This is a genomic window from Pseudomonas sp. NPDC089534, from assembly GCF_044749305.1.
GTDB lineage: Bacteria > Pseudomonadota > Gammaproteobacteria > Pseudomonadales > Pseudomonadaceae > Aquipseudomonas > Aquipseudomonas ekonensis.
The window spans coordinates 19,420-43,556 of the sequence record NZ_JBIVHR010000053.1; the positions used below are offsets into that span (position 1 = coordinate 19,420).

Sequence of the window (24,137 nt, forward strand, 5' to 3'; positions counted from 1 at the left end):
CCCTTTGCGCTCCCCGTGGCTGCCCTTTGCGGCGGCCGTTTTCTGTTTGTCGGCGCCCCTCGAAATCCTTGCGAGCGGTGGTATTGGGCTGTTTATTATTGGGAAGCCGTAATGATTGGCATAAAAAGCATTGCGAGCTACGTTCCTGTAGCCGGCGTGGACAATTACGCACAAGGTGCAAAATTCGAGAAGGATGAAGAGTTCATCCTCGGCAAGATCGGTTCGGCCTTCCTGCCGCGCAAGGACGCAGAACAGGAAACCTCCGACCTGTGCGTCGAAGCGGCCAATGCGCTGTTTGCCAGCAACCCTGACCTGAAACGCGAATCCATCGACGCCCTGATCGTCGTCACCCAGAACGGCGACGAAGAAGGCCTGCCGCACACCGCGGCCATCGTCCAGGACAAACTGGGCCTGCCGACCCACGTCGCGGCGTTCGACATTTCCCTGGGCTGCTCGGGCTACGTCTACGGCATCTATGCGATCAAGGGCTTCATGGAAGCCGCCGGCCTGAAGAACGGCCTGCTGATCACCGCCGACCCGTACTCCAAGATCGTCGACCCGGAAGACCGCAACACCACCATGCTGTTCGGCGACGCCGCCACCGCCACCTGGATGGGCGAAGACCCGACCTGGGCGCTGGGCAAGGCCAAGTTCGGCACCGACGGTTCCGGCGCGCCGCACCTGAAGGTCACCGACGGCGTGTTCTTCATGAACGGCCGCCAGGTGTTCAACTTCGCGCTGCTCAAGGTGCCGGCGCACCTGCATGAGCTGCTCGACGATTCGGGCCTCAAGGCCGACGACATCGATGCGTTCTGCATCCACCAGGGCAGCGCGGCCATCGTCGATGCCGTGGCGCGGCGCTTCGAGGGCGACCCGGAGAAGTTCGTCAAGGACATGGTCGAGACCGGCAACACCGTGTCGTCGAGCATTCCGCTGCTGCTGGAGAAGCATGCGCTGGACTCGTCGTGGCAGCGTGTGGCGCTCAGCGGTTTCGGCGTCGGGCTGTCGTGGGGTTCGGCGATCATCTACCGTCCCTGAGCCCGGCCGGAAACAACGGATACAAAAATGGCGTTCAAGGGTTAACCTTGAACGCCATTTTTTTGCCTGAACGAAATGCGAGGTGCCAGTGAGCGAGTTTTTCCGGGATAACGCCGAGGTCATCGAACGCCGTTGGCCGGCGCTGTCCGCGCGGTTGATGGCCGAGGACAGTTCGGCGGTCCAGGCAGAGTTGACGCAGGGGCTGGGGGCGACACTGAGCGTGGCCGGCATCCAGCTCACCAGCCGCCACGACCGTGTGCACGAGGCCCGGATCCAGGCGGCGAGCCTGCCGGCCGACAAGGCGCAACTGCATGTCTACGGCACGGGCCTGGGGGACTTGCCGGCGGTGCTGCTGGAGCGCCCGGGACTTGAGCGGCTGTACGTGCACATCCTCAACGGCGCGCTGTTCTCGCTGGTGCTGCAACTGCTCGATCAGCGCCACTGGCTGGACGATGCCCGGGTGGAGCTGTTGTACGCCGGGGATCTCTGCGACATCTGCACGCCGTTCTTTGCCCTGCCGGCGGAGATGCTGCTGGCCGACGACTACAACGCGAAGATCCGCGATCGGCTGGTCAGCGAAGTGCACCTGAGCTTCAACAACCGCGAGTTCGACCCGCAGTCGCCGTTCATTGTCCAGCGCTTGCAGGATTGTCTGCCGGTGCTGCTGGCGGACGACGACGTGGCGCAACTGTTCGGCACCTGCGCCGGCCGTGAGGTCTATGTGATCGCCACCGGGCCGACCCTGGAGGGACACCTTGAGCAGTTGGCGCAGATTCGCGCTCAGGCCGAGCGCCCGCTGTTCATTTGCGTCGACACCGCTTACCGGCCGCTGCGCGAGCACGGGATCGTGCCGGATCTTGTGGTGAGCATCGATCAGCGCATCAGCTTCCGGCATTTGCCGTTCGAAGGCTCCGACGGCATTGCGCTGGTGTACCTGCCGATGAGCGATCCGCAGGTGCTGAAGGCCTGGAAGGGCAAGCGCTACGGCGGCTACTCGCTCAGCCCGGTCTATGCCGAGCTGCGCGAGCGGCACCCGCGGGCCTTGCTGCATGTGGGCGGCAGCGTGATTCATCCCGCCGTGGACCTGGCGGTGAAGATGGGCGCGGCGAGCATCACGCTGTTCGGCGCCGACTTCGCCTTTCCGATGAACAAGACCCACGCCGGTTGGGGCGACGGCGACCTGGGGCCGTCGGTCAACCAGGCGCGGCACTGGGTGCATGACGGCAACGGCGAGCGGGTCAAGACCCAGCTCAACTTCCGCGGCTACCTCTGCGTGCTGGAGCGCTACATCGCCCGACACCCGCAGGTGGAGTTCCTCAACAGCAGCCGGGCGGGTGCGAGGATCGCCGGGACGGGGTTCAACCAGGAGTTCGTGCAATGAGTGCGTTGCAGCAGTGCGTCGACGAGTGTCGACAATGTGCCGGGCTGTTCCGGTTGGGGCGGGATGTCGAAGCGGCGCTGGAGATGGTCGATGTGTTCGAGAAAGCGCAGCGGCTGATGGTCGGCGCAACGGCAGAAAACCAGCAGGGGTGGATGCAGGTGCTGACGCGCATCCTGGCGTGCCAGGAGCGCCAGGATTGGCTGGGACTGGCCGATTACATGGAATGTGAACTGGTCGACCTTCTGCAAAACCTGCCGGGCTGAACGGCAGCGGAGGCGCTAGCCCGCAGGTTTGCGCCGCGGACGGTTTTATGACGTCATTTTTTCGTGGGTAAAGGGCGGCTAAGTCCTTGTTTTCTGAGGGGTGGCAGGTTGATGGCAAATTTTTTGAAAAAAGCCCTCAAGCAACCTGCGATCCCGACGATAACTATTACGAAGGTTCTCTAGGCCATACCCGGCGGTTGCCAGGGCCGGAAGCCGCAGTACCCAACCAACGAGGAATTCGTCATGGCTTTAACTGTAAACACCAACACCACGTCGCTGAACGTTCAGAAAAACCTGAACCGTGCTTCCGACGCTCTGTCGACTTCGATGCAGCGCCTGTCTTCCGGCCTGAAAATCAACAGCGCCAAAGACGACGCCGCTGGCCTGCAAATCTCCAACCGCATGTCTTCGCAGATCCGCGGTAACACCCAGGCCATCCAGAACGCCAACGACGGTATCTCCGTTGCCCAGACCGCTGAAGGCGCTCTGCAAGCTTCGACCGACATCCTGCAGCGTATGCGTGAACTGGCTGTTAAAGCCCGTAACGGAACCAACGGCACCGCTGACCAGACCGCGACCAACGCCGAATTCGCTCAGATGTCTGACGAACTGACCCGTATCGCTCAGTCCACCAACCTGAACGGCAAGTTCCTGCTGGACGGTTCGGCTGGTACTGTGACCCTGCAAGTGGGCGCGAACACTGGCTCCGCCAACCACATCGACCTGGTGCTGAGCGCCAAGTTCGACGCCGCCAGCCTGTCCGTAGGCAGCGGTACTGTGGTTCTGACCGGTGCTACCGTAACTGGCGCTGCACAGAACATCGACAACGCGATCACCGCTATCGACGCCGCTATCGCCACCATCGGTGCAACCCGTGCAAACCTGGGTGCTTCGCAGAACCGTCTGACCAGCACCATCCAGAACCTGCAGAACATCAACGAAAACACCACCGCTGCACAAGGTCGCGTACAAGACACCGACTTCGCCGCGGAAACTGCTAACCTGACCAAGCAGCAGACTCTGCAGCAGGCTTCGACCTCCGTTCTGGCTCAAGCCAACCAACTGCCTTCCGCCGTACTGAAGCTGCTTCAGTAATTTCGGAATGAGTTTAGGCGGGGGAGTGCGCTGGTCGTGCTCTCTCGCTTTTTCACGTTAGGAGGTGATGGACATGGACATGAGCGTCAAGCTTAACGTGTCTTATCCGGCTCCCAAGCCAGCGAATACCGTTGCTGAAAAACCGTCCGAGCCTGCCAAGGCGGCTGAAGTCACCCCCGTCGCGGACAAGAAGACCCGTGAAACCGAGGAGACCAAGTTGAAGCTGGCCGTGCAGGAGATCGAGAAGTTCGTGCAGTCGATCAAGCGCAACCTCGAGTTTTCGATCGACGAGAACTCCGGGAAGGTCATCGTCAAGGTGATCGCGAGCGAGACGGGCGAGGTCGTTCGACAGATCCCCTCCGCGGAGGCGCTCAAGCTGGCAGACAGCCTGGCCAACGCGAGCCACGTGTTGTTCGACGCCAAAGTCTGACAACTGGCATGAATAGTGTTTGAAGTGTCTTAGGCGCTGGCAAAGGTCAAAAGACCGGCAGCAAACTGAAGGGAGATGCACATGGCAAGTCCAATTCTACCGGGTACCGGCCTGGGTTCCGGCCTGGACATCGGTGCGATCGTCACCGCGCTGGTCAATGCCGACAAGGCAGCGAAGCAGACGCAGCTCGATACCCAGACAAAAAACAACACCCTGAAGATTTCGGGTGTGGGCACGCTCAAGAGCGCGCTGACCACATTCCAGTCGACGCTGGCCACCCTGGGCAGCAAGACCAACCCTGCGTTCGCCGGTTACACGGCCACGTCGAGCAAGCCTGAAACGCTGACCGTCACCTCCGACAACACCGCGGTGTCCGGCTCCTACAGCGTCGTCGTGAACAATCTGGCCACAGGTTCGAAAGTCGCCAGCGCGGCCTTCGCCGGCGGTGCGTCCAGTGCCATTCCGAGTGGTACCCTGAAAATCAGTCAGAATGGCACTGATTACAATGTCACCATTCCGGCCAACGCCACCTTGCAGAGCACCCGCGACGCCATCAACACGGCCCAGGGCAGCAATGGCATTTCCGCCAACATCGTGACCGACGCCAGCGGCGCCTCGCGTCTGGTGATCAGCTCGAACAAGACCGGTGCGGGCTCCGACATGAGTGTCAGCGGCATCGCCGGCCTGGAAATCGACGGCACCAAGGTCATGTCGGCCACTCCGGCGGCCGGTGACTCGGGCTCTGTCGGCGGTCTCGCCAAGGATGCGTCGCTGACCATCGACGGTCTGCCGGTGACCAGCAAGAGCAACACGGTTTCCGGTGCGATCAGCGGCATGACCCTGAACCTGGTGGCCGCCAACGCGACGCCGACCACGATCACCGTCGACAACAACACCAAGGGCCTGCAGACGTCGCTCCAGACCTTCATCGACGCCTACAACACGCTCAAGAGCACTGTCGACAGCCTGTCCAAGGCGACGCCGGACGAAGACGGCAAGCTGACCGTGCAGGCCGCCTTCACGGGCGATGCCTTGCCGCGCTCGCTGATCGCCGGCATCCGTGCCGAGTTCACCAACACGAAGACCAGCGGCAAGATTTCGTTCCTGTCGGAAATCGGCGTGAACACCGATCCCCTCACCGGTAACCTGAAGCTCGACACCACGGCCTTCAACAAGGCGATGGCGGTTCCGGGGGCGTCCGGCCAGGTGCAGCAACTGTTCACCGGCACCGACGACACCAACGGTCTGCTGGCGCGCGTGAGCAAGTCCGTGGATCCGTACCTCAAGGCTTCGGCCGACGGCAAGACCAAGGGCTTGCTGGATCAGCGGCTCGCGATCCTGAACAACAATACCCGGGACATCTCCGACCAGCAGAAAGCGTTGGATATCCGGGTGGCCAGTCTGACCAAGACGCTGACCGCCAAATACAACGCCATGGACTTGCTCGTAGGGCAAATGAAGGCCACGGCGAGCAACATCACGTCGTTCTTCACGTCGCTGACCGCTCAGCAATCTGCGAAGTAACACGCAAGAATGACAAAAACCCGGCTACGCACTTGAGCGTGCGCCGGGTTTTTGTCTTATGGTCTAAAGTTTCCCGACTCGCTGGCGATATATTGGCTATACGAGTCATTGTGGCAAATGAGGTAGAACATGAATCCGATGTTAGCCCTTCGGCAGTACCAGAAGGTCGGCTCCCACGCCCAGACTTCCGAAGCCAGCCCGCACCGTCTGGTGCAGATGCTGATGGAAGGTGGCCTGTCGCGCATCGCCCAGGCCAAGGGCGCCATCGAGCGCAAGGACATCCCGGCCAAGTGCACGGCGATCAGCAAGGCGATCGGCATCGTCAGCGGCCTGCGCGAAGGCCTGGACCTTGAGAACAGCGCCGAGGCGCTGGCCGACCTGGACGGTCTTTACATCTACATGATGAAGCGTCTCGCCGAGGCGAACATCAGCAGCGATCCGCGCATCCTGGATGAGGTGTCAGGCCTGCTGACCACCGTCAAGGAAGGCTGGGACGCCATTGCGCCTGCGCCCGGTGCGCAGCCCTGAGGAGGCCATCATGAGCCCTGTGTTGCAGCGAATCGAAGATACCCGCATGGCGCTCGTCAGTGCGCTGGCCGAGCGCAATTGGGAGGCCATCGGGCAACTGGATCTCGATTGCCGTTCCTGCATGGAAGATGTCTTGAGCGAAGCGTCGCTGGACGAGGAAGAGTTGCGCAGCAACCTTGAGCAATTGCTGCACGTGTACAAGGATCTGCTGGAGGTGGCGATGGGGGAGCGTCAGGCTATAGTCGACGAGATGACGCAGATCAACCAAGCCAAGAACGCGGCAAAGGTTTACCATCTGTTTGGTTAATTAACCCTCAGTTAATCCAGATGTGTGCGCCATAAATTTGACTGTGCACGGTTTTTTGACTTAACTAGTGGCTGTTTTCAGATTTCGGACGTCTACGGGCACACGGTGTCCTGCAAGCGTCGCGCTTGCCCACTCATTTCGGGCATTGAGTTGACTAGGGAAGTTGCTATTGCATGTGGCGTGAAACCAAAATTCTGCTGATCGATGACGATAGCGTCCGCCGCCGCGACCTGGCGGTGATCTTGAATTTTCTCGGCGAAGAAAATTTACCCTGCGGCAGCCATGACTGGCAGCAGGCTGTCGGCTCTTTGTCATCCAGTCGTGAAGTCATTTGCGTGCTGATCGGGACGGTCAATGCTCCGGGTGCGCTGATGGGCTTGTTAAAGACACTCTCGACCTGGGATGAGTTCCTTCCGGTGTTGCTGATGGGTGAAAATTCTTCCGTCGACCTGCCGGAAGACCAGCGCCGCCGGGTGCTGTCGACCCTTGAGATGCCGCCCAGCTACAGCAAGCTGCTCGATTCCCTGCACCGTGCCCAGGTCTACCGCGAGATGTACGACCAGGCCCGCGAACGCGGCCGTCACCGCGAGCCCAACCTGTTCCGCAGCCTCGTCGGCACCAGCCGGGCGATCCAGCATGTGCGCCAGATGATGCAGCAGGTGGCCGACACCGACGCCAGCGTGCTGATCCTCGGCGAGTCCGGCACCGGCAAGGAAGTGGTCGCGCGCAACCTGCATTACCATTCCAAGCGCCGCGATGCGCCGTTCGTGCCGGTCAACTGCGGGGCGATTCCGGCCGAGCTGCTGGAAAGCGAACTGTTCGGCCACGAGAAGGGCGCCTTCACCGGTGCGATCACCAGTCGTGCCGGCCGCTTCGAGCTGGCCAACGGCGGTACGCTGTTCCTCGACGAGATCGGCGACATGCCGTTGCCGATGCAGGTCAAGCTGCTGCGCGTATTGCAGGAGCGCACCTTCGAGCGGGTGGGCAGCAACAAGACCCAGAGCATCGACGTGCGCATCATCGCCGCGACCCACAAGAACCTCGAGAGCATGATCGAGATCGGCACCTTCCGCGAAGACCTCTACTATCGCCTGAACGTGTTCCCGATCGAGATGGCGCCGCTGCGCGAGCGCGTCGAAGACATCCCGTTGCTGATGAACGAGCTGATCTCGCGCATGGAGCACGAAAAGCGCGGTTCGATCCGTTTCAACTCGGCGGCGATCATGTCGCTGTGCCGTCACGGCTGGCCGGGCAACGTCCGCGAACTGGCCAACCTGGTGGAGCGCATGGCGATCATGCATCCGTACGGGGTGATCGGTGTGGCCGAGCTGCCGAAGAAATTCCGCTACGTCGATGACGAAGACGAGCAGATGGTCGACAGCCTGCGCAGCGACCTGGAAGAGCGCGTCGCGATCAACGGCCACACGCCGGACTTCACCGCCAACGCCATGTTGCCGCCGGAAGGCCTGGACCTGAAGGACTACCTCGGTAGCCTGGAGCAGGGCCTGATCCAGCAGGCGCTGGACGACGCCAACGGCATCGTGGCCCGTGCCGCCGAGCGCCTGCGCATCCGTCGCACGACGCTGGTGGAGAAGATGCGCAAGTACGGCATGAGCCGGCGTGACGGTGACGAACAGGCGGATGATTGACGCCTGTTTTCCAAGTGCTTCATTCATAAGCTGTTTTTTTTAGGCACGGGTATTGCTACATCCCTCGCAACGTTCCGTTTAACTGACGGTCAGCCATGCGAGAGAGCACGATGCCCCAAGCCGCCCAGATGTCTTCTGTCCCCGACGCTCCGGGGCAACCGTCGTCCGTAGAGCAGGCGAGCCGGCAGGGGCTTGAGCAGGCGTTCGCGCTGTTCAATCAGATGTCGAGCCAGCTGACCGATTCCTACAGCATGCTGGAGGCGCGGGTCACCGAGCTCAAGGGCGAGCTGGCGGTGGTCAGCGCCCAGCGCATGCAGGAGCTGGCGGAAAAGGAACGCCTGGCCAACCGCCTGCAGAACCTCCTCGACCTGTTGCCCGGCGGCGTGATCGTCATCGATGGCCACGGCATCGTACGTGAAGCCAACCCGGCGGCCACCGAACTGCTCGGGCTGCCGCTGGAGGGCGAGCTGTGGCGTCATGTCATTGCCCGCTGCTTTGCGCCGCGTGAAGACGATGGCCACGAAGTGTCCCTGAAGAACGGTCGGCGCGTGTCGATCGCCACCCGGTCGCTGGATGCCGAGCCGGGGCAGTTGGTGCTGCTCAACGACCTGACCGAAACCCGTCACCTGCAGGATCAGCTGGCGCGCCACGAGCGGTTGTCCTCGCTGGGGCGCATGGTGGCGTCGCTGGCCCATCAGATCCGCACGCCGTTGTCCGCCGCCTTGCTCTACGCCAGCCATCTGGCCGAGCAGGAATTGCCGGTCGCCACCCAGCAGCGATTTGCCGGGCGTCTGAAGGAGCGTTTGCATGAGCTGGAGCATCAGGTGCGCGACATGCTGGTGTTCGCCCGCGGCGAGCTGCCGCTGACCGATCGCGTCACGCCCAGTGCACTGATGCAGTCGTTGCAGGCGGCGGCGCTGACCCATGTGCAGGATCTGCCGATTCGCTGGCAGTGCGACAGTCATGCCGGCGAGTTGCTGTGCAACCGCGACACCCTGGTCGGCGCCATCCTCAATCTGATCGAAAACGCCATTCAGGCCAGCGGCGGCGATGTGCGCCTGAAAGTGCACTGCTACACCCGCGACAACACCTTGCGCCTGTGCGTCAGCGACAGCGGCAGCGGCATTGAGCCGACGGTGCTGGCACGGTTGGGCGAGCCGTTCTTCACCACCAAGGTCACCGGCACCGGTCTGGGGCTGACAGTGGTCAAGGCGGTTGCCCGTGCGCATCAGGGAGAATTGCGGCTGCGTTCGCGCATCGGGCGCGGCACGTGTGCGCAGGTGATCCTGCCGTTGTTTTCCGCAGGACAGGGAGCTGAGTGAAGGACATGGGCATCAAGGTTTTGCTGGTCGAGGATGACCGTTCGTTGCGCGAAGCGCTGGCCGACACATTGCTGCTCGCCGGGCATGACCACCATGCGGTGGGCTCGGCCGAAGAGGCGTTGAAGGCCGTCGAGCGGGAATCGTTCAGCCTGGTGGTCAGCGACGTCAACATGCCGGGCATGGACGGCCATCAGTTGCTGAGTCTGTTGCGTGCCCGTCAGCCGCAACTGCCGGTGCTGCTGATGACGGCGCACGGCGCGGTCGAGCGTGCCGTGGATGCGATGCGCCAGGGCGCGGCGGATTACCTGGTCAAGCCTTTCGAGCCCGCCGCTTTGCTGGCGCTGGTGGCGCGGCATGCCCTGGGTGCGCTGGAGGCTTCGGAGGGCGAGGGGCCGGTGGCGGTCGAGCCGGCCAGCGCGCAGTTGCTGGAGCTGGCGGCGCGGGTCGCGCGCAGCGACTCCACGGTATTGATTTCCGGTGAGTCCGGCACCGGCAAGGAAGTGCTGGCGCGTTACATTCACCAGCAGTCGCACCGCGCCCGCCAACCGTTCATTGCGATCAACTGCGCGGCCATTCCCGACAACATGCTGGAAGCCACGCTGTTCGGCCACGAGAAGGGGTCGTTCACCGGCGCCATCGCGGCACAGGCCGGCAAGTTCGAGCAGGCCGACGGCGGCACCATCCTCCTCGACGAGATTTCCGAGATGCCGCTGGGCCTGCAGGCCAAGCTGCTGCGGGTGCTGCAGGAGCGGGAAGTGGAGCGGGTCGGGGCGCGCAAGCCGATCAGCCTCGATATCCGCGTGGTGGCGACCACCAACCGCGATCTGGCGGGGGAAGTGGCGGCGGGGCGTTTCCGTGAGGATCTCTATTACCGCCTGTCGGTGTTCCCGTTGGCGTGGCGTCCGCTTCGCGAGCGCACCGCCGATATCCTGCCGCTGGCCGAGCGTCTTCTGGCCAAGCACGTCAATAAAATGAAACACGCCATGGCGAAGCTTTCGGCTGAGGCGAGGGCGTGCCTGGTCGGTTATCCGTGGCCGGGCAATGTGCGCGAGCTGGACAACGCGATCCAGCGTGCGCTGATTCTGCAGCAGGGCGGCCTGATCCAGCCCCAGGATTTCTGCCTGGCCGGGCCTGTGACGTTCGCTGCGCCGCCGGCGGTCGCGGTGGCGGCGCCGGTCGTGCGTGAGGTCGAGATCGAGGCGGATTCGGCCGGCGCCCTGGGGGACGACCTGCGCCGCCACGAGTTCCAGATGATCATCGACACCCTGCGCGCCGAACGCGGCCGACGCAAGGAGGCGGCTGAAAAGCTGGGCATCAGTCCCCGTACCCTGCGCTACAAGCTGGCGCAGATGCGCGATGCGGGCATGGATGTCGAAAGGTACCTGTTCGCCACGTGAGCGGTCGCGCAAACGTTTGAAGGAAGGTTTTCTGAAGAGGGTGCCCGTGAGCTGGCACCCTTGTTGCTAATACCTGTGTACCCGCCGAGTGAGCGTCAAAAAATTGCGGGCCGCCCAAGAGAGTAGACCATGAGCCAAGGTATTGAATTTAATCGGTTGATGCTGGATATGCGCGCCATGCAGATGGACGCCATGTCTGCGCCGAAATCGACTGCCGCCGTCCCTGAAATGGCGGGCAGCAGCTTTTCCGACATGCTCGGTCAGGCCATCAATAAAGTGAGCGACACCCAGCAGGCCTCGACCCAGCTGGCCAATGCGTTCGAGATCGGCAAGAGCGGCGTCGACCTGACGGACGTGATGATTGCCTCGCAGAAAGCCAGCGTGTCGTTCCAGGCTCTGACCCAGGTGCGCAACAAGCTGGTTCAGGCCTATCAAGACATCATGCAGATGCCGGTTTAAGGACGAGATTGAGTCATGGCAGAAGCAGTCGCCGATAACGTTCCGGCCAAGGCCACCCCGATAGACGGCAAACCGCCGCTGTTCGGCCTGTCCTTCCTGGAAAACCTCTCCCAGATGACCATGCTGCGTCAGGTCGGCCTGCTGGTCGGCCTGGCCGCGAGCGTGGCGATCGGCTTTGCCGTGGTGCTGTGGTCGCAGCAGCCGGACTACCGGCCGCTGTACGGCAGCCTCGCCGGCATGGACGCCAAGCAGGTCATGGACACCCTGGCCTCCGCCGACATTCCCTACACCGTCGAACCGAACTCCGGCGCCTTGCTGGTCAAGGCCGATGACCTGTCCCGTGCGCGGCTCAAGCTCGCGGCCGCTGGTGTCACTCCCAGCGACGGCAACATCGGCTTCGAGATCCTCGACAAGGAGCAGGGCCTGGGCACCAGCCAGTTCATGGAGGCGACCCGTTACCGTCGCGGCCTGGAAGGCGAACTGGCGCGCACCATCTCCAGCCTGAACAACGTCAAGGGCGCACGTGTTCACCTGGCGATCCCGAAAAGCTCCGTGTTCGTGCGCGACGACCGCAAGCCGAGCGCCTCGGTGCTGGTCGAGCTGTACTCCGGCCGCTCGCTGGAGCCTGGCCAGGTGGTGGCCATCGTCAATCTGGTGGCGACCTCCGTTCCCGAGCTGAGCAAGTCGCAGATCACCGTCGTCGACCAGAAGGGCAACCTGCTGTCGGACCAGGCGGAAAATTCCGAAATGACCATGGCCGGCAAGCAGTTCGACTACAGCCGTCGCATGGAAAGCATGCTCACCCAGCGGGTGCACAACATCCTGCAGCCGGTGCTGGGCAACGACCGCTACAAGGCCGAGGTGTCGGCCGACATCGATTTCAGCGCCGTCGAGTCCACCGCCGAGCAGTTCAACCCGGATCAGCCGGCGCTGCGCAGCGAGCAGTCGGTCAACGAACAGCGCACCGCCAGCAACGGCCCGCAAGGCGTGCCGGGTGCCCTGAGCAACCAGCCGCCGTCGCCGGCGTCGGCGCCGCAGACCACCGGTGGCGCCCAAGCGGCCGCCGGCATGGTGCAGCCGGGCCAGCCATTGGTTGACGCCAACGGCCAGCAGATCATGGATCCGGCCACCGGCCAGCCGATGCTCGCGCCGTACCCGGCGGACAAGCGTCAGCAATCTACCAAGAACTTCGAGCTCGACCGTTCCATCAGCCACACCAAGCAGCAGCAGGGCCGCCTGAACCGTCTGTCGGTGTCGGTGGTGGTGGACGATCAGGTCAAGGTCAACCCGGCCAACGGCGAAACCACCCGTGCGCCGTGGAGCGCCGACGAATTGGCGCGCTTCACCCGCCTGGTGCAGGACGCCGTCGGCTTCGACGCCAGCCGCGGCGACAGCGTCAGCGTGATCAACATGCCGTTCTCCGCCGAGCGCGGCGAAGTGATCGCCGACATTCCGTTCTACTCGCAGCCGTGGTTCTGGGACATCGTCAAGCAAGTGCTGGGCGTGCTGTTCATCCTGGTGCTGGTGTTCGGTGTGCTGCGTCCGGTGCTCAACAACATCACCGGCGGCGGCAAGAGCAAAGAGCTGGCGGCGCTGGGCGACGTGGAGCTGGGCGGCATGGGCGGTCTGGACGGCGAACTGGCCAACGACCGCGTGAGCCTCGGCGGTCCGCAGAGCATCCTGCTGCCGAGCCCGAGCGAAGGCTATGACGCACAGTTGAACGCAATCAAGAGTCTGGTGGCAGAAGACCCGGGCCGTGTGGCCCAGGTCGTGAAAGAGTGGATTAACGCAGATGAGTGATAACCGAGCCGCCGTCGCCAAACTGTCCCGGGTCGATAAAGCCGCGATCCTGCTGCTGTCCCTCGGGTCGACCGATGCTGCACAAGTGCTGCGCCACATGGGCCCCAAAGAGGTCCAGCGGGTGGGTGTGGCCATGGCCCAGATGGGCAACGTCCACCGCGAGCAGGTCGAGCAGGTGATGAGCGAGTTCGTCGACATCGTCGGCGACCAGACCAGCCTGGGCGTCGGCTCCGACGACTACGTGCGCAAGATGCTCACCCAGGCGCTGGGCGAGGACAAGGCCAACGGCCTGATCGACCGCATCCTGCTGGGCGGCAACACCAGCGGCCTGGACAGCCTGAAGTGGATGGAACCGCGCGCCGTCGCCGACGTGATCCGCTACGAGCACCCGCAGATCCAGGCGATCGTGGTGGCGTACCTCGATCCGGATCAGGCCGGTGAAGTGCTGGGCAACTTCGATCACAAGGTGCGCCTGGACATCATCCTGCGCGTCTCGTCGCTGAACACCGTGCAGCCGGCGGCGCTGAAGGAACTGAACCAGATCCTGGAGAAGCAGTTCTCCGGCAACTCCAACGCTTCGCGCACCACCTTGGGCGGCATCAAGCGCGCGGCGGACATCATGAACTTCCTCGACAGCTCGATCGAAGGTCAACTCATGGATTCGATCCGCGAGGTCGACGATGACCTGTCCACGCAGATCGAAGACCTCATGTTCGTGTTCAACAACCTGGCCGACGTCGACGACCGCGGCATCCAGGCGCTGCTGCGCGAAGTGTCTTCCGACGTGCTGGTGCTGGCCCTCAAGGGCTCGGACGAAAGCGTCAAGGAAAAGATCTTCAAGAACATGTCCAAGCGTGCCGCCGAACTGCTGCGCGACGACCTCGAGGCCAAGGGCCCGGTGCGCGTCAGCGACGTGGAGACCGCGCAGAAGGAAATCCTCACCATCGCCCGCCGCATGGCCGAAGCCGGAGAGATCGTGCTCGGCGGCAAGGGCGGCGAGGAAATGATCTAAGCCCATGGACAAGCATGACGACGACGTGACGGATCTGATCCGCGCCCGGGATGTCCGCGGTTTCGATACCTGGGCGCTGCCCAGCTTCGATCCGCCGCCGCCGGAACCGGAGCCTGAGCCGGAGCCCGAACCGCCGGAAATCGAGGAAGTGCCGCTGGAGGAAGTCCAGCCGCTGACCCTGGAAGAACTCGAAAGCATCCGCCAGGAGGCTTACAACGAGGGCTTCGCCATCGGCGAGAAGGAAGGCTTCCACAGCACGACCCTCAAGGTGCGTCAGGAGGCCGAGGTGGTGCTGGCGGCGAAGGTCGCGAACCTCGAGCAACTGATGGGTCACCTGTTCGAGCCGATCGCCGAGCAGGACACCCAGATCGAAAGGTCCCTGGTCGACCTCGTGCGGCACATCGCCAAACAGGTGATTCAGCGCGAGCTGGCCATCGACTCGACGCAGATCGAGCATGTCATGCGCGACGCCCTCAAGCTGCTGCCGTTGGGCGTCGGCAATGTGCGGCTGTACGTCAATCCGCAGGACTTCGCCCAGGTCAAGGCCCTGCGCGAGCGCCACGAGGAAACCTGGCGCATCGTCGAGGACGAGGCCCTGCTGCCGGGCGGCTGCCGGGTCGAGACCGATCACAGCCGCATCGACGCGAGCATCGAGACCCGCATCGCCCAGGTCATGGACAAGCTGTTCGACCAACTGCACGAGCAGGCCCTGCACCCGGCCGCGCCGGATCTGAGCCTGGATCTGCCGGAGGCCGCAAAACCGGCGCCTGCCGTCGACGGGTCGCCTGCGGACGCTCCCGATGCGCCTTGAACGCACCAGTTTCGCCAAGCGCCTGAGCACCTACGCCGAGGCCACCGAGCTCGCCGGTGCGCCGATCCTCGAAGGCCGCCTGCTGCGCATGGTCGGCCTCACCCTCGAAGCCGAGGGGCTGCGGGCCGCCATGGGTACCCGCTGCATGGTGATCAACGACGACACCTACCATCCGTCCCAGGTCGAAGCCGAAGTCATGGGCTTTTCCGGCGGCAAGGTCTTTCTGATGCCGGTCGGCAGCGTGGCCGGCATTGCCCCGGGCGCCCGCGTGGTGCCGCTGGCCGATACCGGCCGTCTGCCGATGGGCATGAGCATGCTCGGCCGGGTGCTGGACGGCGCCGGCCGTGCGCTGGACGGCAAGGGCGGCATGAAGGCCGAAGACTGGGTGCCGATGGACGGCCCGACGATCAACCCGCTCAACCGCGATCCGATCAGCGTGCCGCTGGACGTGGGCATCCGCTGCATCAACGGGATGCTGACGGTGGGCCGCGGCCAGCGCCTCGGCCTGTTCGCCGGCACCGGCGTCGGTAAGTCGGTGCTGCTGGGCATGATGACCCGCTTCACCGAGGCGGACATCATCGTCGTCGGCCTGATCGGCGAGCGGGGCCGCGAGGTGAAGGAGTTCATCGAGCATATCCTCGGCGAAGAAGGCCTCAAGCGTTCCGTGGTGGTGGCTTCGCCGGCGGACGATGCGCCGCTGATGCGCATGCGCGCCGCCATGTATTGCACGCGCATCGCCGAGTATTTCCGCGACAAGGGCAAGAACGTCCTGCTGCTGATGGACTCGCTGACCCGTTTCGCCCAGGCCCAGCGGGAAATCGCCCTGGCCATCGGCGAGCCGCCGGCGACCAAGGGTTATCCGCCGTCGGTGTTCGCCAAGCTGCCGAAACTGGTGGAGCGCGCCGGCAACGCGGAGAAGGGCGGCGGTTCGATCACGGCCTTCTACACCGTGCTGTCCGAGGGCGACGATCAGCAGGATCCGATCGCCGACTCGGCGCGGGGCGTGCTGGACGGGCATATCGTGCTGTCCCGGCGCCTGGCCGAGGAGGGCCATTACCCGGCCATCGACATCGAAGCCTCGATCAGCCGGGTGATGCCGGCGGTGGTCTCGCCGGAGCACATGAGCCGTGCGCAGTACTTCAAGCAGTTGTGGTCGCGCTATCAGCAGAGCCGCGACCTGATCAGCGTCGGCGCCTACGTGGCCGGCGGTGACCGCGAGACCGACCTGGCGATTTCGCTGCAGCCGCAAATGGTCAGGTACCTGCGCCAGGGCCTGAACGACAGCATCAGCCTGGGCGAAAGCGAAGCCTACCTCGAAACCCTGTTCGCTCCGGCGGCCGGCGGGTAACCGGTCATGGCCCTGAGTCGAGCCGCGCGCCTGGCGCCGGTGGTGGACATGGCCGAGAAGGCCGAGAAGACCGCCGTGCAGCGTCTGGGCTACTTTCAGGGGCAGGTCAAGGTCGCCGAAAGCAAGCTCGCCGACCTTCAGGCGTTTCGCCTGGACTATTCCGAGCAGTGGATCGTCAGGGGCAGCACCGGCGTGACCGGGCAGTGGCTGCTGGGCTTTCAGGGCTTTCTGGCCCAGCTCGACACGGCGGTCGACCAGCAGCGCCAAAGCCTGAACTGGCACCAGAACAACCTGAACAAGGCCCGCGAAACCTGGCAAGAGGCGTTCGCACGGGTCGAGGGCCTGCGCAAACTTGTACAGCGCTACCGCGACGAAGCGCAGCGGGCCGAAGACAAGCGCGAGCAGAAGCTGCTGGACGAACTGTCCCAGCGTTTGCCGAGGCACGAGGCCTACTGACGGGGCGATCGCTGACAGCGGCCGGCGGCATCATGCCTTGCCGCCGTCTCCGCCAAGTGCTAAACCTTGTACAGGTTCGTCAATGACAAGGAAGCCAGCGCATGTCAGTCGTTACAGAAGTCTCTCCCGATGGGCAAAAACTGACGATTTCGATCAAGGGTCGGTTCGATTTCGGTCGCCATCAGGAATTTCGCGAGTCCTATGAGCGGCTCAGCAAGAAACCCGACTCCATTGTGGTGGACCTCAAGGAGGCCACCTACCTCGACAGTTCGGCGTTGGGCATGCTGCTCCTGCTGCGTGACCATGCCGGCGGCGACCATTCCGACGTGCGGGTGATCAACAGCAGCTCGGATGTGCGAAAGATCCTCGCCATTTCCAATTTCGACAAGCTGTTCTACATCGCTTGACGGCCATGCAGTTGCAGGAGCCGCTGACCATCCTGATCGCCGAGGACAGCACCGCCGACCGCTTGCTGCTGTCGACCATCGTCCGCCGTCAGGGCCATGAGGTGCTGACCGCCGACAACGGTGAGGAAGCGCTGGAGGTGTTCCGTCGCGAGCAGCCGCAGCTGGTGCTGATGGACGCGATGATGCCGGTGATGGACGGCTTCGAGGCGGCGCGCCGGATCAAGGCGCTGGCGGGGGAAACCCTGGTGCCGATCATCTTTCTGACGTCGCTCACCGAAAGCGAGGCGCTGGCGCGTTGCCTGGATGCCGGTGGCGACGATTTTCTGGCGAAGCCGTACAGTCCGGTGATCCTTGCCGCCAAAATCAAGGCGATGGATCGCCTGCGACGCCTGCAGGCCACGGTGCTGGAGCAGCGTGACCTCATTGCCCGGCACCACGATTACCTGATCAACGAGCAGCGGGTCGCCAAGGCGGTTTTCGACAAGGTCGCCCATTCCGGCTGCCTGAGCGCGCCGAACATCCGTTACCTGCAATCGCCTTATGCCCTGTTCAACGGCGACCTGTTGCTGGCGGCGTATACCCCCGCCGGCGACATGCATGTGCTGCTCGGCGACTTCACCGGGCATGGCTTGCCCGCCGCCGTCGGGGCCATGCCGCTGGCCGAGGTGTTTTACGGCATGACCGCCAAGGGCTACGGGCTGGCCGAGACCCTGCGCGAGATGAACGCCAAGCTCAAGCGCATCCTGCCGGTGGACATGTTCTGCTGCGCGACCCTGCTGTGCCTGAGTGCGCAGCGCCGCTCGGTGGAGTACTGGAACGGCGGCTTGCCCGACGGCTACCTGCACCGCATCGCCACCGGTGAGCGCACACCGCTGGCGGCGCACCACCTGCCGTTGGGGGTGCTCAGCCCGCAGGCCTTCGACGACCGCACCGAGGTGCTGCCGATGGCGGTCGGGGACCGGGTGTTCCTGCTCTCCGACGGGGTGATCGACACGTGCGACGCCAATGACCAGTTGTTCGGCGTCGAGCGCCTGCAGCAGGTGTTCGCGGCCAACCGTGAGCCCGACCGGCTCTTCGATGACATCGAGCTGGCGCTCAAGGCGTTTCGCGGCGAGGCCCGGGACGATGTCAGCATGGTCGAAGTCAGCCTGCTGGAGGCTGCCCAGGTCAACGTGCCGGTGCCGGTGTACTCCGACAGCGGCCAGTCCTGCCCGCTCGACTGGTCGGTGGGCTTCGAGTTCCGCGGGGCGACCCTCAAGCGCTTCAATCCGTTGCCGTACCTGCTGCAGCTGCTGCTGGAGGTGCACGGGCTGCGCGCGCAGAGCGGGGCGCTGTACAGTGTGCTTGCGGAGTTGTATTCCAATGCCCTGGAGCACGGCGTCCTGGGGCTCGATTCGAGCCTCAAGTGCGATGCCAGCGGGTTTGCGCGTTACTATGAGCAGCGCAACGCCCGTCTCGACGCCTTGCGGGACGGTTACGTGCGGGTGCATTTTCAGGTGGTGCCGAAGGGTGGGGGCGGAAGCCTGGTCATCCGGGTCGAGGACAGCGGCAACGGTTTCGACGTGGCGCGGGTGATGGAGCGACCTTCGGCGGATGTCCGTCTGTCGGGACGCGGGGTCAGCCTGATCCGCCAGTTGGCGCGCAGCGCCCATTGGTCGGACGACGGCCGCAGTGCCCGCGTGGAGTTTTCCTGGGAGGCTCTGGCATAATCCGCGCATTCTTGATCAGGGAGTGAACAAGTGGCTGACATACATGTGGATCGCGACGTACTGAGTGCGATGGCTGAAGTCATGGAGGACAACTATCCGGAGTTGCTGGATGCCTTCATGGCCGACTCCGAAAACCGGCTGCGGGAGCTGCAGAAGACCGTCGATGCCGACGTGCTGTCTTTCGTGGCCCACAGCTTCAAGGGCAGCAGCAGCAACATGGGGGCCACCCGGTTGGCCGAGCTTTGCCATGAGCTGGAGCTGCACGCCAAGGACAAAAGCCCGTCCGAAATCATCAAGCTGGTCGCCGACATCAACAGCGAGTTCGCGGATGTGCGGCCTGTCTACGAGGCCGAGCGACAGCGTTCGCTGACTCACTGAGCGTGCCGTCCGGCGTTTTTGTTCCGTGGGTCGTGAAACTGGCCCGGCACTTGCAGTCATCTCGCTCAACTGTACCTACGATCCCAGTGCAGCGGAGACCGTATCATGCCTGCAACCCCTAACATTCTTCTTCAGGCTGCCGCCCAGGCCAAGGCGCAGGCCGCCTCTGCCAAAAGCTCGGCCGTGGCCGCAGAGCCCGGGGACAAGGCCTCCAGCTTCGCTCAGGTGTTTGCCGACCAAGGGCCGGCAAAGCCTTCGGTCGCCACCGCTACGCCGGTGAAATCTGCGCGCGACAGCGGCGCGGACAGCGGCGGCAAAAAGGACGTCGGCAAGGATCAGTCTGCCGCTCCCGAACCTGCGGTTGCCGATAGCGGCAAACCCTTGCCCGCCGACAAGCCGGCCTCCGGCTCGACGGATGAGCGCAGCGCCAGCGACGACGATTCGACGCAAACCCCTCAGACGCCTGTGGCGGATGCGCCGCCGGTGGATCCGGCGCTGGATCCGGCCTTGGTCGAGGCGGTGCAGCCGCCGGTGACCGTGCCGGCCGAGCCTGCGCCCGTGGTGGAGACGCCCGCACCGGTCAAGGCCGAAACCCCGGCGGTGGCGGCGTTGCCGACGCCGGCCCCGGCGCCGGTGGCCGACAGCGGTTTCGACCCGGAGGCCGATCCGCTCGACAACTTGCCGGCCGTGCGCCTGGCGATGGAGCAGAGCGGCCACATTTCCGCTTCCAGCCAGGCCCAGCCCAAAGCGGCGCCGACCTCGGCACAGGCTCAGGCCGACGGTGAATTGACTGCGGCGCAGAACTTCGCCGCCGGCATGGCCAACATGCTCGATGTGCAGGCGGACAAGGACAGCACCAGCCAGGGCGGCGAAAAGGCCTTCAGCGGCCTGCTCGATGAGGGGCTCAAGGATCTCAAGTCCGCCAGCAGCGATACCCGCGTCGATGATTTCGCCAACCGTCTGGCGGCGCTGACGCAGGCGGCCACACCGAAAACCGCCAATGCCCTGCCGGTGAACCAGCCGATCGCCATGCACCAGAGCGGCTGGACCGAAGAGGTGGTCAACCGCGTCATGTACCTCTCGAGCGCCAATCTCAAGGCGGCCGACATCCAACTGCAGCCGGCCGAACTGGGGCGGTTGGACATCCGGGTGAACATGGTGCCGGACCAGCAGACCCAGGTGACGTTCATGAGCGCCCATCCGAGCGTGCGTGAGGCGCTGGACGGCCAGATGCACCGTCTGCGCGAGATGTTCACCCAGCAGGGGATGGGGCAGGTCGACGTCAACGTCTCCGACCAGAACCGTGGCTGGCAGGGTCAGGAACAGGCACAGCAAGGCCAGCAGGGCGGTCGCGCCCAGGCAGCCGGCGGACGCCTGGACTCGACAGACGAAGAATTGGCGGCCGTGGCGGCGGCTGAGTCGGCTGCCCAGGCCACCAGCGTGATCGGCACCAGCGCCGTCGACTACTACGCCTGACGCAACGCGATACCTTGTGGGAGCCAGCCTGCTGGCGATAGCGTCCTGACGGTCAACCCGTGGTTGACGGTGAGGGGGGCATCGCCAGCAGGCTGGCTCCCGCATTCGTTTTGCGGCGTGTCCGGGCCTGCGCTCCGACACTTCTGGCATAACACTTGCTCTTGCCTTGCCGTGCGACTGTGAAAACCCGATTAATGACGGATTATTGGCATGGCGAAGAGCGAAGCAGCAGCTGTAAAAGACCCCGCAACCAAAGGCAAACTCAAGCTGATCATCCTGATTGTGGTGGCATTGCTGCTGGCGATCGGTGCCTCCGTGGGCGCGACCTGGTACTTCATGCACAGCGCTCAGAGCAAGCCTGCACCGACGGCCGAAGCGGCCCCGGTGGGCAAGCAGCCGGCGATCTTCGAGCCGATGGCGCCGGCCTTCGTGGCCAACTACAACCAGAACGGCCGCCAGCGCTACATGCAGGTGAGCATCACCATGCTGGCGCGCAACCAGGCGGACCTGGACGCGCTCAAGGTGCACATGCCGGTGATCCGCAACAACCTGGTGATGCTCTTCTCCGGTCAGGACTTCGCCACCCTGGCGACGCCGGTCGGTCAGGAAATGCTGCGTCAGAAGGCCACCGCCAGCGTGCAGGAAGTGGCGCAGAAGGAACTGGGCAAAGTGGTGATCGAACAGTTGCTTTTCACTAATTTCGTATTGCAGTAGGAACACGACATGGCCGTGCAGGATCTGCTGTCCCAGGATGAGATCGACGCGCTGTTGCATGGCGTCGACGACGGTCTGGTACAGACCGATAACGCCGCCGAGCCGGGCAGCGTCAAAAGCTACGACCTGACCAGCCAGGATCGCATCGTCCGCGGACGCATGCCGACCCTGGAGATGATCAACGAGCGTTTCGCCCGCTACACCCGCATCAGCATGTTCAACATGCTGCGCCGTTCGGCGGACGTCGCCGTCGGCGGCGTGCAGGTGATGAAGTTCGGCGAGTACGTACACTCGCTGTACGTGCCGACCAGCCTCAACCTGGTCAAGATCAAACCGTTGCGCGGCACCGCGCTGTTCATCCTCGACGCCAAGCTGGTGTTCAAGCTGGTGGACAACTTCTTCGGCGGCGACGGCCGTCACGCCAAGATCGAAGGGCGTGAGTTCACCCCGACCGAGCTGCGCGTGGTGCGCATGGTGCTGGAGCAGGCCTTCGTCGACCTGAAGGAAGCCTGGCAGGCGATCATGGAAGTCAACTTCGAGTACATCAACTCGGAAGTGAACCCGGCCATGGCCAACATCGTAGGCCCGAGCGAAGCCATCGTGGTGTCCACGTTCCACATCGAGCTCGACGGCGGCGGCGGCGACCTGCACGTGACCATGCCGTACTCGATGATCGAACCGGTGCGCGAGATGCTCGACGCCGGCTTCCAGTCGGACCTGGACGACCAGGACGAGCGCTGGGTCAACGCCCTGCGCCAGGACGTGCTCGACGTGGCGGTGCCGATCGGCGCCACCGTCGCCCGCCGCCAGCTGAAGCTGCGCGACATCCTGCACATGCAGCCGGGTGATGTGATCCCGGTCGAGATGCCGGAAGACATGATCATGCGCGCCAACGGCGTGCCGGCCTTCAAGGTCAAGATGGGCTCGCACAAGGGCAACCTCGCGTTGCAAGTGATCGAGCCGATCGAGCGGCGCTGAGCCGCGCCTCCACCCCTTTTGGTTTTTACCGGTTTTTTTGCCCGCCGAGGACAAATGATGAACGACGATATGAACACCCAGGACGACCAGGCGCTGGCCGACGAGTGGGCTGCGGCCCTGGAAGAGACCGGCGAGGGCGGCCAGGCCGACATCGACGCGCTGCTGGCGGCCGATGCGGGCGTCTCCAGCTCCAACCGTGTGCCGATGGAAGAGTTCGGCAGCCACCCGAAGAACAATGAGCCGGTGTCGCTGGACGGTCCGAACCTGGACGTGATCCTCGACATCCCGGTGTCGATCTCGATGGAAGTGGGCAGCACCGACATCAACATCCGCAACCTGCTGCAGCTCAACCAGGGCTCGGTGATCGAGCTGGACCGTCTGGCCGGCGAGCCGCTGGACGTGCTGGTCAACGGCACTCTGATCGCCCACGGCGAGGTGGTGGTGGTCAACGAAAAGTTCGGCATCCGCCTGACCGACGTGATCAGCCCAAGCGAACGCATCAAGAAGCTGCGCTGAGTGAACAAGGCGCTCGGTTTCTTGTTGGGCATGGCGTTGCCGGTCGCGGCGCTGGCGGTCGAGCCGGCGGCGACTGCCGCCACGGCGGCCGCGCCTGCGGTCAGCGGCGGCGTCGCCGGTCAGCTGACGCAACTGGTGCTCGGCCTGCTGCTGGTGCTCGGCCTGATCTTCTTTCTCGCCTGGCTGCTGCGCCGGGTGCAGCAGGCCGGTCCCGCCGGCAAGGGCCAGGTGATCGAGCTGATCGGCTCCCGCGCGCTCGGCCCCCGCGACCGCCTGGTGCTGGTGCAGGTCGGCAACGAGCAGATCCTGCTCGGCCTGAGCCCCGGCACCATCACCGCGCTGCATGTGCTCAAGGAGCCGGTCGACGTGCCGGCCGCCGCCGAAAAGGCCACTCCGGAGTTTGCCCAGCATCTGTTGAAGGTGCTCGGCAAGGATCAGAAGGATAAGAAGTAATGGGTGCGTTGCGCATCGTCTTGACCCTGGCCCTGATGCTGGCCGCGCCGCTGGCGTTCGCCGCCGATCCGCTGTCGATCCCGGCGATCACGCTGGGCACCAACGCCGAGGGCGCGCAGGAGTATTCGGTCAGCCTGCAGATCCTGCTGATCATGACGGCGCTGAGCTTCATTCCGGCGTTCGTCATCCTGATGACCAGCTTCACCCGGATCATCATCGTCTTCTCGATCCTGCGTCAGGCCCTGGGCCTGCAGCAGACGCCGTCGAACCAGATCCTCACCGGCATGGCGCTGTTCCTGACCTTGTTCATCATGGCGCCGGTGTTCGACCGGGTGAACAACGACGCGCTGCAGCCTTACCTGGCGGAAAAGCTCACGGCCCAGCAGGCGGTGGAAAAGGCCCAGGTGCCGATCAAGGACTTCATGCTGGCCCAGACCCGCTCCACGGACCTTGAGCTGTTCATGCGCCTGTCCAAGCGCACCGACATCGCGACGCCGGAGCAGGCGCCGCTGACGATCCTGGTGCCGGCCTTCGTGACGTCCGAGCTCAAGACCGCGTTCCAGATCGGCTTCATGATCTTCATCCCGTTCCTGATCATTGACCTGGTGGTCGCGAGCGTGCTGATGGCGATGGGTATGATGATGCTGTCGCCGCTGATCATTTCCCTGCCGTTCAAAATCATGCTG

General features: G+C 64.0%; 26 protein-coding genes. All 26 read left to right on the plus strand.

The window, feature by feature from the left end:
* The first annotated feature begins 111 nt into the window (after positions 1-111).
* Positions 112-1,038, plus strand: coding sequence for a ketoacyl-ACP synthase III (locus tag ACIP0B_RS17160; RefSeq protein ID WP_400834040.1), 927 nt, complete (start codon positions 112-114; stop codon positions 1,036-1,038).
* 88 nt (positions 1,039-1,126) lie between these two features.
* Positions 1,127-2,419 carry a motility associated factor glycosyltransferase family protein gene (locus ACIP0B_RS17165; RefSeq protein WP_400834043.1) on the plus strand — a complete coding sequence of 431 codons (1,293 nt, stop codon included), beginning with the start codon at positions 1,127-1,129 and terminating at the stop codon, positions 2,417-2,419.
* On the plus strand, positions 2,416-2,682 hold the full coding sequence (locus ACIP0B_RS17170) for a hypothetical protein (RefSeq protein ID WP_085577819.1): 267 nt from the start codon (positions 2,416-2,418) through the stop codon (positions 2,680-2,682). The genes ACIP0B_RS17165 and ACIP0B_RS17170 overlap by 4 nt, the downstream gene beginning before the upstream one ends.
* A 243-nt stretch (positions 2,683-2,925) precedes the next feature.
* Entirely contained in the window at positions 2,926-3,777 is an 852-nt protein-coding gene (locus ACIP0B_RS17175; protein WP_085577818.1) for a flagellin domain-containing protein, read from the plus strand.
* Between the two features lie 73 nt (positions 3,778-3,850).
* On the plus strand, positions 3,851-4,207 hold the full coding sequence (locus ACIP0B_RS17180) for a flagellar protein FlaG (protein ID WP_217893137.1): 357 nt from the start codon (positions 3,851-3,853) through the stop codon (positions 4,205-4,207).
* Positions 4,208-4,288: 81 nt separating this feature from the next.
* Positions 4,289-5,731, plus strand: coding sequence for a flagellar filament capping protein FliD (gene fliD, locus ACIP0B_RS17185; RefSeq protein WP_400834048.1), 1,443 nt, complete (start codon positions 4,289-4,291; stop codon positions 5,729-5,731).
* A gap of 129 nt (positions 5,732-5,860) precedes the next feature.
* Entirely contained in the window at positions 5,861-6,259 is a 399-nt protein-coding gene (fliS, locus tag ACIP0B_RS17190; RefSeq protein WP_400834051.1) for a flagellar export chaperone FliS, read from the plus strand.
* A gap of 10 nt (positions 6,260-6,269) precedes the next feature.
* On the plus strand, positions 6,270-6,566 hold the full coding sequence (locus ACIP0B_RS17195) for a flagellar protein FliT (protein ID WP_085577889.1): 297 nt from the start codon (positions 6,270-6,272) through the stop codon (positions 6,564-6,566).
* Between the two features lie 173 nt (positions 6,567-6,739).
* Positions 6,740-8,215: a sigma-54 dependent transcriptional regulator gene (locus ACIP0B_RS17200; RefSeq protein ID WP_400834054.1), complete on the plus strand. Its 1,476-nt coding sequence runs from the start codon at positions 6,740-6,742 to the stop codon at positions 8,213-8,215.
* A 128-nt stretch (positions 8,216-8,343) separates the two neighbouring features.
* Entirely contained in the window at positions 8,344-9,537 is a 1,194-nt protein-coding gene (locus ACIP0B_RS17205; RefSeq protein WP_400834098.1) for a sensor histidine kinase, read from the plus strand.
* A gap of 5 nt (positions 9,538-9,542) precedes the next feature.
* A complete protein-coding gene (locus ACIP0B_RS17210; RefSeq protein ID WP_400834057.1) occupies positions 9,543-10,934 on the plus strand; it encodes a sigma-54-dependent transcriptional regulator in 1,392 nt (463 codons plus the stop codon).
* 129 nt (positions 10,935-11,063) lie between these two features.
* The gene (fliE, locus tag ACIP0B_RS17215) at positions 11,064-11,393 is read left to right on the plus strand and encodes a flagellar hook-basal body complex protein FliE (protein WP_085577814.1); all 330 of its coding nucleotides are present in this window, start codon (positions 11,064-11,066) and stop codon (positions 11,391-11,393) included.
* Positions 11,394-11,408: 15 nt separating this feature from the next.
* A complete protein-coding gene (gene fliF / locus ACIP0B_RS17220) occupies positions 11,409-13,193 on the plus strand; it encodes a flagellar basal-body MS-ring/collar protein FliF (protein ID WP_400834060.1) in 1,785 nt (594 codons plus the stop codon).
* Positions 13,186-14,205 carry a flagellar motor switch protein FliG gene (gene fliG / locus ACIP0B_RS17225; protein WP_400834063.1) on the plus strand — a complete coding sequence of 340 codons (1,020 nt, stop codon included), beginning with the start codon at positions 13,186-13,188 and terminating at the stop codon, positions 14,203-14,205. The genes fliF and fliG overlap by 8 nt, the downstream gene beginning before the upstream one ends.
* A 4-nt stretch (positions 14,206-14,209) precedes the next feature.
* Positions 14,210-15,016, plus strand: coding sequence for a flagellar assembly protein FliH (fliH, locus tag ACIP0B_RS17230; protein ID WP_400834066.1), 807 nt, complete (start codon positions 14,210-14,212; stop codon positions 15,014-15,016).
* The gene (fliI, locus tag ACIP0B_RS17235; protein WP_400834069.1) at positions 15,006-16,364 is read left to right on the plus strand and encodes a flagellar protein export ATPase FliI; all 1,359 of its coding nucleotides are present in this window, start codon (positions 15,006-15,008) and stop codon (positions 16,362-16,364) included. Before fliH ends, fliI begins: the two co-directional genes overlap by 11 nt.
* 6 nt (positions 16,365-16,370) lie before the next feature.
* Positions 16,371-16,820: a flagellar export protein FliJ gene (fliJ, locus tag ACIP0B_RS17240; protein ID WP_400834072.1), complete on the plus strand. Its 450-nt coding sequence runs from the start codon at positions 16,371-16,373 to the stop codon at positions 16,818-16,820.
* Between the two features lie 101 nt (positions 16,821-16,921).
* Positions 16,922-17,227: an STAS domain-containing protein gene (locus ACIP0B_RS17245; RefSeq protein ID WP_400834075.1), complete on the plus strand. Its 306-nt coding sequence runs from the start codon at positions 16,922-16,924 to the stop codon at positions 17,225-17,227.
* A gap of 5 nt (positions 17,228-17,232) precedes the next feature.
* Positions 17,233-18,936: a SpoIIE family protein phosphatase gene (locus tag ACIP0B_RS17250; RefSeq protein WP_400834078.1), complete on the plus strand. Its 1,704-nt coding sequence runs from the start codon at positions 17,233-17,235 to the stop codon at positions 18,934-18,936.
* A gap of 30 nt (positions 18,937-18,966) precedes the next feature.
* Complete coding sequence (locus tag ACIP0B_RS17255) at positions 18,967-19,314, plus strand: Hpt domain-containing protein (protein WP_400834081.1); 348 nt, start codon at positions 18,967-18,969, stop codon at positions 19,312-19,314.
* A 105-nt stretch (positions 19,315-19,419) separates the two neighbouring features.
* On the plus strand, positions 19,420-20,790 hold the full coding sequence (locus ACIP0B_RS17260) for a flagellar hook-length control protein FliK (protein ID WP_400834084.1): 1,371 nt from the start codon (positions 19,420-19,422) through the stop codon (positions 20,788-20,790).
* Positions 20,791-21,000: 210 nt separating this feature from the next.
* Positions 21,001-21,504 (plus strand): flagellar basal body-associated protein FliL, encoded by a 504-nt coding sequence (gene fliL, locus ACIP0B_RS17265; RefSeq protein WP_400834087.1) that lies wholly within the window; start codon positions 21,001-21,003, stop codon positions 21,502-21,504.
* A gap of 9 nt (positions 21,505-21,513) precedes the next feature.
* Positions 21,514-22,482 carry a flagellar motor switch protein FliM gene (fliM, locus tag ACIP0B_RS17270; RefSeq protein ID WP_085577803.1) on the plus strand — a complete coding sequence of 323 codons (969 nt, stop codon included), beginning with the start codon at positions 21,514-21,516 and terminating at the stop codon, positions 22,480-22,482.
* A 57-nt stretch (positions 22,483-22,539) separates the two neighbouring features.
* A complete protein-coding gene (gene fliN, locus ACIP0B_RS17275; RefSeq protein ID WP_085577802.1) occupies positions 22,540-22,998 on the plus strand; it encodes a flagellar motor switch protein FliN in 459 nt (152 codons plus the stop codon).
* Positions 22,999-23,451, plus strand: coding sequence for a flagellar biosynthetic protein FliO (gene fliO, locus ACIP0B_RS17280; protein WP_400834091.1), 453 nt, complete (start codon positions 22,999-23,001; stop codon positions 23,449-23,451). It abuts the gene before it with no gap.
* Positions 23,451-24,137: flagellar type III secretion system pore protein FliP (fliP, locus tag ACIP0B_RS17285; RefSeq protein WP_400834094.1), on the plus strand; the 687-nt coding region annotated here is incomplete at its 3' end. The genes fliO and fliP, both read left to right, overlap by 1 nt.